Origin of the sequence: Coleofasciculus sp. E2-BRE-01, from assembly GCF_040221695.1 — a bacterium.
GTDB lineage: Bacteria > Cyanobacteriota > Cyanobacteriia > Cyanobacteriales > Coleofasciculaceae > Coleofasciculus.
In genome coordinates this window covers 18,456-27,992 of sequence record NZ_JAVKEA010000090.1, presented here as the reverse complement: position 1 = coordinate 27,992, position 9,537 = coordinate 18,456, and the positions used below count along the sequence as shown (strand labels likewise).

Sequence of the window (9,537 nt, the reverse complement as noted above, 5' to 3'; positions counted from 1 at the left end):
TGGGGTGTGGGGTGTGGGGGAAAGCGAGCAATGTTGGGGAGCTATGTATTAAACGGAACCTGTTTGAAAAAAACATTGTGGATGAATAGGTGAGGTGAATGGTGGTAGGTGTGAGGTTTTTTCGCCTCCAACAGACAATTCCATCCTGACACCCGACACCCTTGCTCAACCGAGCTTTCACCTTAAGTTGACACCAATGGGCAGTGCCGTGTCCCTACTACATGTGGAGTTTGTGCGTAAGCTCTGTAAAAGCGCGATCGCACTCCCCAATTTTCTGGCATCCTAGAGATGGTCAAGAGTCCCCTAGAACAGCTTCATGCCCCTTTCCCACTGCACCAATCCAGAAATCCCACCAGCATCTCAACCCACAGACGTTGATTGGCGTAGAGGTTTTGCAGCATGAAGCCAGATAGCAAGTATCAGCCACTCTGGGAATTTCTATCTCAGAGCAATCAAGCGGAAGTCATTCTCACCTTTGCAGAAATTGAGGAAATCATGAATGACACGCTACCCGACTCAGCACGAAAAAAACGGGCATGGTGGAGCAATCGCAGCAAAGGCGCACTGCAAGCTTCTGCTTGGATGGAAGCTGGATATCGGGTTGAGGATGTGGATTTTGCTCAACAACGGGTGACATTTCGCCAACCTACAGCAAAACTTAAAGTTCAGCGCGTGGGTGACACTGTGCTATGGAACGCTGAACTCATCAAAGCACTGCGCCGCCACATGGGTTTAACCCAGGCAGAGTTTGCCCAAAGGATGGGTGTGCGACAGAAAACCGTCAGTAATTGGGAAATTAGTCTATATGAGCCGCCTCTGTCTACTTCTAAACATCTAGAATTGGTTGCTCAACTAGCTGGATTCAGATACGAGGAAGGGTCAGAAAATTCGGAGTAGTGTCTTGACACAGGAGTAACTTGTTTACTATATTGTCAGCATGGTCGTTGGAGCTGACAATAGTCAAGCCTCAACAACCCAAAAATTTCCCAAACCACCGCTATCGCTGCGCTTATTGAAGTTTGAACCTGCGTAGGCAGGTTTGGTTTGTATAGCTGTGGTTTCAACCGCCAAGCCGTTCACAATAATCTACCATGCAACCCATACGCCATCGCATCAACCCCAAAACCTTCGTCATCACCCTTGGGCAAATCGCCAAACTCCTGAAAATTCCCCAAGAGCGCATCCTCAACTGGGAAAAATGGCATAACGTTCTTTGGGTACATATCAAAGGAATCGGTGGTTACTTTGTCAGCTACCGCCAAATTGAACAGTGGATTGCTGCTTGTCGCACACTTATACGCTATTGTCCCAACCTAAATGCCCTCGATCGCCTCTGGCAATCAATCTGCATTGAAGTCCAACGCTATACACCAGAGGCATTATCCCGACTCTACATAATCCACCAGCAGCGATATGTCTACTTATCCAACCGCTAACAAACCCAAAATCACAAGCCAGCACCAAGTTTCCGACGCTTTCTGCCGACTTGTGACTACCCCGTAAACGGAGACTTTTACTATGTTAAAACCAAACTGTCCCCCTGGTGAACTCACCTACCAGCAAGGCTATCAACAAGCCTTAGAGGATTTCGCGATCGCGAAGCGTGTGCGAAGCACGTATCGCGCCTCTGTTCACCCACCTTTCTACCTACTCTGACGCTGACTTTGATGCTACTTGGATGAACTTCACCCCATCCGAACTCGAAAGCCTCGCCGCTATCCTAATCCGAGACTTAACCGCCAACCTGAACGGAAACGCGATCGCACCTTATCTCAACGCCCTACGTCAAGGTATAGCAGTAGACACATCGATTAGGACAAACGAACTGTTGTAGAGACGTTGCATGCAACGTCTCTACCAAATGATGCGTCCTAACCGCTATGGCGATTGCTATAACACTGATCTGCTGCACAGCTTCAGTTTCCGGCGATTTCTTTTCCCATCCATTGACAGTCATTCTGTCACTACTTTTGGCTGGCTTGGCGGAATCTGCTCGATCGCGATTAAAGCTTCCATAACTGACTTGACAATCGGTGCAGCTACCGTAGAGCCAAAGGCATTTCCCTTCGGTTCATCCACCACCGCCATCACCACATAACGTGGAGAATCCACACTGAGAATTCCCACAAAGCTGGTAATTTTGGCATTGGTAAAATACCCCCCCGTGGGACTAGCTTTCTGAGCCGTTCCCGTCTTCCCCGCCACTCGATATCCTGCAATTTGAGCCGTTTTTCCTGTTCCTTGGCTAACCACAGTTTCCATCATTTCCAGAACGTTCTGACTGGTTTCTGGTGAGAAGATGGGGCGGGGCGCACTCAGGCGTGGTTGCCAATATAGCTGACCTTGACTATCAAAAAGTCCTTGTACCATATAAGGCATAACTAACTTACCCCCATTGGCTAACGTAGCATGGAGTTGAGCAAGCTGAAGCGGCGTTAATGAAAAGCCTTGACCAAACGCTGTTGTGGCTGGTTCAATCGGAGAACTGGTAAACTTACGCTGATTTTTGAGCTGTCCGGCGGTTTCAAAGGGTAAATCTGTTTCTAATCTCTGACCCAATCCCAATCGTTCTAGCCAACCATAGTAAACCTCAGGCTGCATTTGCTGCATCATCCGCACCATGCCCACGTTACTGGAATGTTGCAGGATTTGTGCTGGATTGATCATGCCATGGGCTTTTTTGTCATAGTTGGCAATGGGCCACCGACCGATCTGAATCGAACCCGTATCATTAAATAAACTATCAGGACGAACGACCCCAGATTCCAGCGCGATCGCTACATTCAAAGGCTTAAATGTGGAACCCGGTTCATACAAATCTGCCAATGCCCAATTTTTAAATAAACTAATGTCAGAGGTCGAATATTGATTCGGGTTATAGGTTGGTTCTGAGACTAACACCAACAAAGAACCATCCAAGGCATCCATAACAATGACAGTACCTCGTTTGGCATTAAATTCCTTAATTTTTTGCTTAAGGGCAGAACGTGCCGCACGTTGTAAGCGACTATCTAGAGTCAGTTGCAACCGCAGATCATCTGAGTGAAGAAACCCTTCTGGAATATGATCCGGCATCAATGTTCCATTACCTGCCCGACTCATTCGCAGCGTGCGAATTTCTCGTTCTAATAATTTTTCCTGAGAATACTCAATTCCTGCCTGACCCTGATGATCAACATTGACGTACCCAACCACATCGGCGGCTAAATCTTGCTGAGGATAAAGGCGAGAATATTTGGGAATCAGTTCGATCCCATCCAAACTTAATTGAGCAACTTTGTTCGCTGTATCTTCTGTTAATGACCCGCTAACTTGAATCCCTGTATTTCTTTTATTAAATAGCGTTTCCAAGTCAGTAGACGACTTGTCCAGAATTGGCGCTAGCTGAGTCGCTATATTGGCTTTGGATAGCTTAAACAGTTTGGGATGAACGTAAAGGGTATATACGCGCCGATCCACCGCCAAAACATTACCATTACGGTCAACTATTGGACGACGCGGAATAAACGGGCGCATATAAATCATCTGCTGTTGCCTTGCTTTTTCTTCCAAGCTAGGTGAGATGACGACTTGCAGCCGATATAAATTGAATAAAAGCCCAAAACTCCCTGCCATCATGATTACCCAAATTAACAGCAATCTAAACCCAGGGCGTTGAAAATATGTTGAGTTTTGAGTTTTGAGTTTTGAGTTTTGCATTCGATCATTCATCCTGCCCAAGTAACCTCTACGACTTTACCCAAACAATGAGTGTCACCGATTCGCTGGGCGCAATAGTCTCCTCTGCCCCTGTACTCTTCTACTCCCAATAGGGTTGGGATAAGCTCTAATTAAATCTTTTCTTCCTCTGCTCCCCCAGCTCCCCCAGCTCCCCCAGCTCCCCCAGCTCCCTCTGCACTTGTGTGTGTTACCTCAATATCCCAAAGGAGTCTTTGCCAGGGTTTCTTGATCAGGCGTCTGATTCGGAGATTCCTGGAATGGGCGCTGAGGTGCCGGAGAGAGCAAAAGGGTATTGGCAGTCGTAGGTGTTACCAAACCTGTGGCAGGGCGTTCCGCTTGTTGAGCGAGTTGATCTTTGATGATTTCATTCGTTGTTGTCAGATCACGCTCATTCCGCTGGAGCGTTCCCAATTTTCGGTATTCTTGCGTCCACTGCTGCTGGGTATATACAGTCCAGGAATAAATGGTTAGTGTCACAATACCCAGGATCAGCGTGATCACATCAGAACCGCGTTGCAGGATTATCAGCGATCGCAACCAGCCAGGAGTTCGTTCTCGTGAGGTGTCCAGCCTTTCTACCTTTTGGCGACTAGTTCTAGACACCAAGGGGGACACAGGGCTTGATCGAGATGACCGCCTTCTCGAGGAAACCGGAACTTGGCGAGAAGGATGACGTTGAATTGGAACAGAACGAGAGACAGCATTCATAAGCGTTTGGCAGATATTTGCGTTTTGAGTTTTTAGTTTTGTGTAGGAGCAAGTTTGACTATTATCATTTCTTACCTGACAAAGGATGTGACAAAACTCGCCCCTACCGAGTTTTGAGTGCAAGAGTGTTGGCTGTTAACCATTGACTGAGAAAATTCTTCCCCATCTCCCCCATCTCCCCCATCTTCCCCATCTTCCCCATCTTCCCCATCTTCCCCATCTCCCCATCTTCCCTGTCAACTTGGTTTAGCGACTTCCCGTGACAAGTCAGAAGCAGGAGTGGGGGATTGAGAGGACGAGGGACTCGATTTTAGGGCATGATGATGGCGCACTGGGATTTGCAAAATAAACTCAGTCCCTTGACCCGGTTGCGATCGCACGTCTAGTTGCCCCTGGTGTTGATTAACAATGGTTTGATAGCTCACGGTTAAACCCAAACCTCGACCTTCTCCAACGGCTTTGGTTGTGAAAAATGGCTCAAAGATACTTGAGAGAACGTCTGGATTAATCCCTGCACCATTGTCAGCGATACTAATTTGTACCCGATCCTCATCCGCAGAATGAATGCTCGGTTGCCACTGCGTTCGCAGGGTAATCATTTTATCAGAATTGGGCGAACGATTGAGTGCTTCAATGGCATTCGTCAGAAGATTGAGAAATACCTGATTGATCGGCTTAGGGTAACATTCGACATGAGGGAGGTTATCGTAATGCCGTTCTATGGTAATCGTATTGATGCATTGGTTGTGTAGGATTAATAACGTATTTTCCAATGCCGCATTGATATCAATCAGTTTCACGGAGGCTTCGTTGTGCCGCGAAAATCTCTGCAATAACTGCACGATTTCCTGAATTCGCTGGGTACCTGATTGCATGGATTGCAAAATTTTTGGTAAGTCCTTGCTTAAAAAGTCAATTTCCACTTCCTCTAAGATGTTTTCTAGTGTCGGTGAGGGGTTCGCATATTCACGTTGGTAGGCTTGCACTAAACGCAGCAAGTCATTGACATAATTTTCTAAGTAAGGAATATTGCCATAGATGAAACTAATAGGATTATTGATTTCATGAGCCAACCCAGCCACCATTCTACCTAAACTGGACATTTTTTCACTTTGAATCAGTTGGACTTGAGTCAGCCGCAGTTCTTCAATCATTTCTGCCAGTTTTTGGGCTTGCATGGCATTATGTGCCGCTTGTTGCTGGGTGCGGGTATATAAATATGCCTGTTGCAGGGAAATAGCGAGTTGATCAGCCACCGCTTGTGCTAATTCTTGATCATGTTTTGACCAATAGCGAATGTAAGCGCATTGATTGAGGTACAAAATGGCATAGAGTTTACCATGGGCTTGAACCGGAACCACTAATGAGGATTTGATTTGGGCAGATTGGTATTCTTTGTTGTTGGCATCAATCCGTTCATCTTGAATGACGTCGGGAATCACTACCGCCCGTCGGTGCTGAATAATCCACTGCGTAATTGGTCCTTGGGGATTAAATGTGTCTTTACAAGGGGTAAAGGGTTGGCGATACACCTCATAGAGATGATCCCGGTTTAATGACTCACCATGACAGGTAGCGGCGGCTTCTGCGTTGACGGCTGGCAGATCTGAGGTTTGGTAATCCTCGACTAAATGCACCAAACATCGATCCACTTTCAACGCTGAACACAGATGGCTAATCGCTTCGGTTAATATGGTCTGGGGATCAAAACTCTGGCGAGTTTGGCTGGTAATATGATTAACGAGCTGTTCCCGAATGGCGTTATTCTGGGTTTGTTCATAGAGTTGAGCTTGACGGATACCAATTTCTAAGGATTCCGCGATCGACTCTAAAAATTGAATTTCTGGAGTTGCCCAAAACCGAGGTTGCTCACAAAGACAAGCAATAAACCCAATTCCGTTTTCTTTACCTGTGACGGGAATCAATAAGCTGGCTTTATAGTCCCATAGGGAGGGATTGGGAATGAGTGATGGGGGATTGGCAGAGGATTTCTGTAAAAGCTGTTGAATTCTCCACCGTAGTCCTGTGGGTGTCAAGTGCGCTGTGCCACGATTAACGATCTGTTTCCCTTCCGCGATCGCTCTTGCCATCGTACCAAAACATTCTAGGGGATACTCTCCCAAATATGAGGGCTGATGCTCATGCTGACGGCGTTCGCAGACAATCTCAACTTGCCCCCTTTCTTCCCAATACCAGAAAAAACTACAACAATCAAGTCGAAGCAACGCCGCAATTTCGTCTACGGCTGTTTGTACAACAACCGATAATTCTAGGGAATTACGGATGCGATCGACGATTTTTTGGGTTAGTGCTGCTTGCCTTGGGGGATACTTGATCCAAGCTTGGATCGATTGAAAAGCGTGATAAAGATTAGAAAACACAATGCATTCCTTAAACAATCCTCCGCACCCACCTTGACGGCTTGTCCTGATTTTATAGGCTAAACCATCAAAAAAACCCTATATTAACAATTATGCAGCTAATTTAGTTATTCTACGGAGTTCTTCAGAATTTACTGAATCATAACCAACCTTCAGACAACTGGGTCAGACAAGCGGGTGAATGTCATTCCAGTCTATCTGATACATCTTCCTTCACTCTTACGTTAGCCAAACGGCGCGTAAGCGCAGCGTAGCGAAGTACTACTCTTATCGATCAGTTAGAGTGGGATCATTCTCGCTGGATTAAGGAAAAAAGCAGTAGTCGTGTTAAAACTATAAAGTTATAGTAAGCTAACATAACGTCTGATTTGACGCAGTCCTTAACACCAAGGGGAGTGTATGACTAAGAAATTACTGAGTTTGCTGTTGGTATTGGCTTTAGGAGTGAGTTTGGGCGCTTGCCAAAATGAAGCAGGTTTAGATGAAGCTCCAGCAGAGGGTGAAGAAGCCGTCGAGGAACCTGTTGAGGGTGAAGAAGCCGTCGAGGGTGAAGAGGCAGAAGAGGCAGAAGAGGCAGAGTAACCCCCTGAGACTCCCGCGAGTCTACAGCCTAGCATCAGAGACATGCGATCCACATCCTGGGGGATGCAATGCCACTTTTATTTATTGGCATTACTGGCGATTCATGCCACGCTTCCCTTTGGGGTGAGACGTGAGGCTTCTCGCTGATTAAGCTAAAGAGCGATATCTAGACAGTCTTGTCAGGTATCGCTTTTTGCTTGGCTTCAAGCCTTGGTGTATCAATTGCCATGAACCATGAACCCTAAACAACGACATTGGTTGCACTTTGGGCTACTCGTGTTATGGATAGCCCTTGGTGCAATTCTGCGCTTGAGTCGTTTGGTGTCTCCACCCCCATGGACTGATGAATGTGCCACGATGGTCTTTAGTTTGGGCAACAGCTTTCAAACCGTGCCACTGAATCAGTGGATTAGTTCAGATGTCTTGCTCTATCCCTTGCATCCTGTGGCTGATTCAGATATTAGTTCAGTTGTCAACCATTTAAGGCAAGAAAGTACCCATCCACCGATTTATTTTGTCTTAACCCATTTGTGGATAAAGGTCTTTCCTACTGATGACGGATTAGTATCCTTATGGGGGGCGCGATCGCTCTCGGCATTATTGGGAATTGCGGCTATTCCTAGCCTATTTGGTTTGGGGTATTTGGCGTTTGGTTCTCGGTTAGTTGGTCAAATCGCCGCCGCGATGATGGCGGTTTCACCTTATGGGATTTTCCTCGCCCAAGATGCACGTCACTACACTCTGGCGATTTTATTAGTGATTGCGTCTATATCCTGTTTAGTTGTGGCAATTCAGGGTATCCACCGTGAGGAACCGTTATCAGTAGGAATGGGATTAGTGTGGGTGGGTGTCAATAGTTTGGGAATCGCCACCCATTATTTTTTCAGCTTAACCCTCTGTGCGGAAGGGGTGGTGCTGTTGACGCAGGCTTGGCAACAGGGAAGGAAAGATCCTCAGAGTTGGGTGCGATCGCATTGGCGACGTATCTATGCAGTTGCTTTAGGGACGCTTGTCGGGGGTTTAGTCTGGCTACCTGCTTTATCCAGTATCTACGGTAGCGAACCCACAGCCTGGATAGCCGACGGGGATCTCACTCGTGAATGGTTAGCACCCATCGGGCGGCTGTTTATTTGGGGGCTGAGTATGATCGTCTTGCTTCCCACCGCCACAACTATTCTGCCGATTTGGATCGTGGTAATCTCCGGTATCGTAACGGTGTTATTTGTGGTTAGCCTAATACCGAGACTCGGTAATGGCTGGAAACTCCAACAGCATTTTCCTGATCGCCGTTTAGCCTTGCAGATTTTGGGGGTATATTTAGGGAGTGCGATCGCGTTAGTCTTTGGCATCACCTACGGTTTAGGGTTGGACTTAACTCTAGGGGCACGGTTTCAGTTCGTTTACTTTCCGGCTGTAATCCTGTTATTCGCGGGAATGCTGGCTGGAGTTTGGCAGCAGGTGACATTTGATTTAGCTTCTAGGCTAAAGCATGGTAAAGCAATTGTGGCAATGATTTGGCTGATGGGATTAATCGGAGGATTCACCGCAATTGGGAATTTAGGGTACTTACAAAATCACCGTCCCGATTTGCTTGCACCTGTAATCCAAGAGGCTTCTCAATCTGCCGTATTCATCGCCACTACTCACAAGCATCATGGGCAAACTGGGCGACTGATGGGGTTAGCGTGGGAATTTAAACGATTATCGGATAGGAATAATTCTGAAACGGATAGAACTACATCTGCCCAATTTTTTCTAGCGGATCGCGATCTCCAAACGACAACCTATATAGATGCGATCGCACGCTTACAAAACACATTAACTGAACTGCCACGCCCCTTCGATTTATGGTTAGTGGATTTTCGGACTAAAGTTGATTTAGAGGCGCAGCATTGTTTTCGCGATCGGTCTTATGGATCGTGGGCAGGGGAATATAAATATAAACTTTATCGTTGTCTGGCAGAAAAATAAGGGGCGAGGAGAATCATGATGTCGGTGCGCCTCTACTGACATCACCTACCACAAGCCTTTAAACTGCATTAATTTAAACTGCATTAACCGCCCTGATTCTGTAGGGGCGGGTTTAGCCACACAATTTAGCTGGTTACCGATAACGGATCAACAAAACCCGCCCTTTATTCAATGG

The 9,537-nt window shown here is 46.7% G+C and carries 9 protein-coding genes; 6 read left to right on the top strand and 3 right to left on the bottom strand.

The window, feature by feature from the left end; genetic code table 11:
* The first annotated feature begins 399 nt into the window (after positions 1–399).
* The 4 genes from RIG66_RS11255 (at position 400) to RIG66_RS11240 (ending at position 1,834) form a co-directional block, all read left to right on the top strand.
* Complete coding sequence (locus RIG66_RS11255) at positions 400–897, top strand: helix-turn-helix domain-containing protein (RefSeq protein WP_446378027.1); 498 nt, start codon at positions 400–402, stop codon at positions 895–897.
* Between the two features lie 194 nt (positions 898–1,091).
* Positions 1,092–1,436 (top strand): hypothetical protein, encoded by a 345-nt coding sequence (locus RIG66_RS11250; RefSeq protein WP_446378025.1) that lies wholly within the window; start codon positions 1,092–1,094, stop codon positions 1,434–1,436.
* A gap of 82 nt (positions 1,437–1,518) precedes the next feature.
* On the top strand, positions 1,519–1,656 hold the full coding sequence (locus RIG66_RS11245; protein ID WP_446378023.1) for a hypothetical protein: 138 nt from the start codon (positions 1,519–1,521) through the stop codon (positions 1,654–1,656).
* 22 nt (positions 1,657–1,678) lie between these two features.
* Positions 1,679–1,834 (top strand): hypothetical protein, encoded by a 156-nt coding sequence (locus RIG66_RS11240; protein ID WP_446378021.1) that lies wholly within the window; start codon positions 1,679–1,681, stop codon positions 1,832–1,834.
* 119 nt (positions 1,835–1,953) lie between these two features.
* Here RIG66_RS11240 and RIG66_RS11235 read toward each other — a convergent pair whose 3' ends face one another.
* From RIG66_RS11235 to RIG66_RS11225, 3 genes are all read right to left on the bottom strand, one after another.
* On the bottom strand, positions 1,954–3,699 hold the full coding sequence (locus RIG66_RS11235; RefSeq protein WP_446378019.1) for a peptidoglycan D,D-transpeptidase FtsI family protein: 1,746 nt from the start codon (positions 3,697–3,699) through the stop codon (positions 1,954–1,956).
* 213 nt (positions 3,700–3,912) lie between these two features.
* Positions 3,913–4,323: a hypothetical protein gene (locus RIG66_RS11230; RefSeq protein ID WP_446378017.1), complete on the bottom strand. Its 411-nt coding sequence runs from the start codon at positions 4,321–4,323 to the stop codon at positions 3,913–3,915.
* Between the two features lie 341 nt (positions 4,324–4,664).
* Positions 4,665–6,809: a GAF domain-containing sensor histidine kinase gene (locus RIG66_RS11225; RefSeq protein WP_446378015.1), complete on the bottom strand. Its 2,145-nt coding sequence runs from the start codon at positions 6,807–6,809 to the stop codon at positions 4,665–4,667.
* Positions 6,810–7,208: 399 nt separating this feature from the next.
* On the opposite strand from RIG66_RS11225, the gene RIG66_RS11220 reads away from it, so the two are divergent.
* Together RIG66_RS11220 and RIG66_RS11215 are read left to right on the top strand one after the other, a co-directional pair.
* Positions 7,209–7,391, top strand: a complete 183-nt coding sequence (locus RIG66_RS11220) for a hypothetical protein (RefSeq protein ID WP_446378013.1) — start codon at positions 7,209–7,211, stop codon at positions 7,389–7,391.
* A 234-nt stretch (positions 7,392–7,625) separates the two neighbouring features.
* Entirely contained in the window at positions 7,626–9,362 is a 1,737-nt protein-coding gene (locus tag RIG66_RS11215; RefSeq protein ID WP_446378011.1) for a glycosyltransferase family 39 protein, read from the top strand.
* Positions 9,363–9,537 lie beyond the last annotated feature (175 nt).

Bases quoted from the DNA above. Each gene is read 5' to 3' on its own strand.
- RIG66_RS11215 (WP_446378011.1), top strand. From the start codon at position 7,626: ATGAACCCTAAACAACGACATTGGTTGCACTTTGGGCTACTCGTGTTA.
- RIG66_RS11240 (WP_446378021.1), top strand. From the start codon at position 1,679: ATGAACTTCACCCCATCCGAACTCGAAAGCCTCGCCGCTATCCTAATC.
- RIG66_RS11235 (WP_446378019.1), bottom strand. From the start codon at position 3,699: ATGCAAAACTCAAAACTCAAAACTCAAAACTCAACATATTTTCAACGC.
- RIG66_RS11255 (WP_446378027.1), top strand. From the start codon at position 400: ATGAAGCCAGATAGCAAGTATCAGCCACTCTGGGAATTTCTATCTCAG.
- RIG66_RS11250 (WP_446378025.1), top strand. From the start codon at position 1,092: ATGCAACCCATACGCCATCGCATCAACCCCAAAACCTTCGTCATCACC.
- RIG66_RS11220 (WP_446378013.1), top strand. From the start codon at position 7,209: ATGACTAAGAAATTACTGAGTTTGCTGTTGGTATTGGCTTTAGGAGTG.
- RIG66_RS11245 (WP_446378023.1), top strand. From the start codon at position 1,519: ATGTTAAAACCAAACTGTCCCCCTGGTGAACTCACCTACCAGCAAGGC.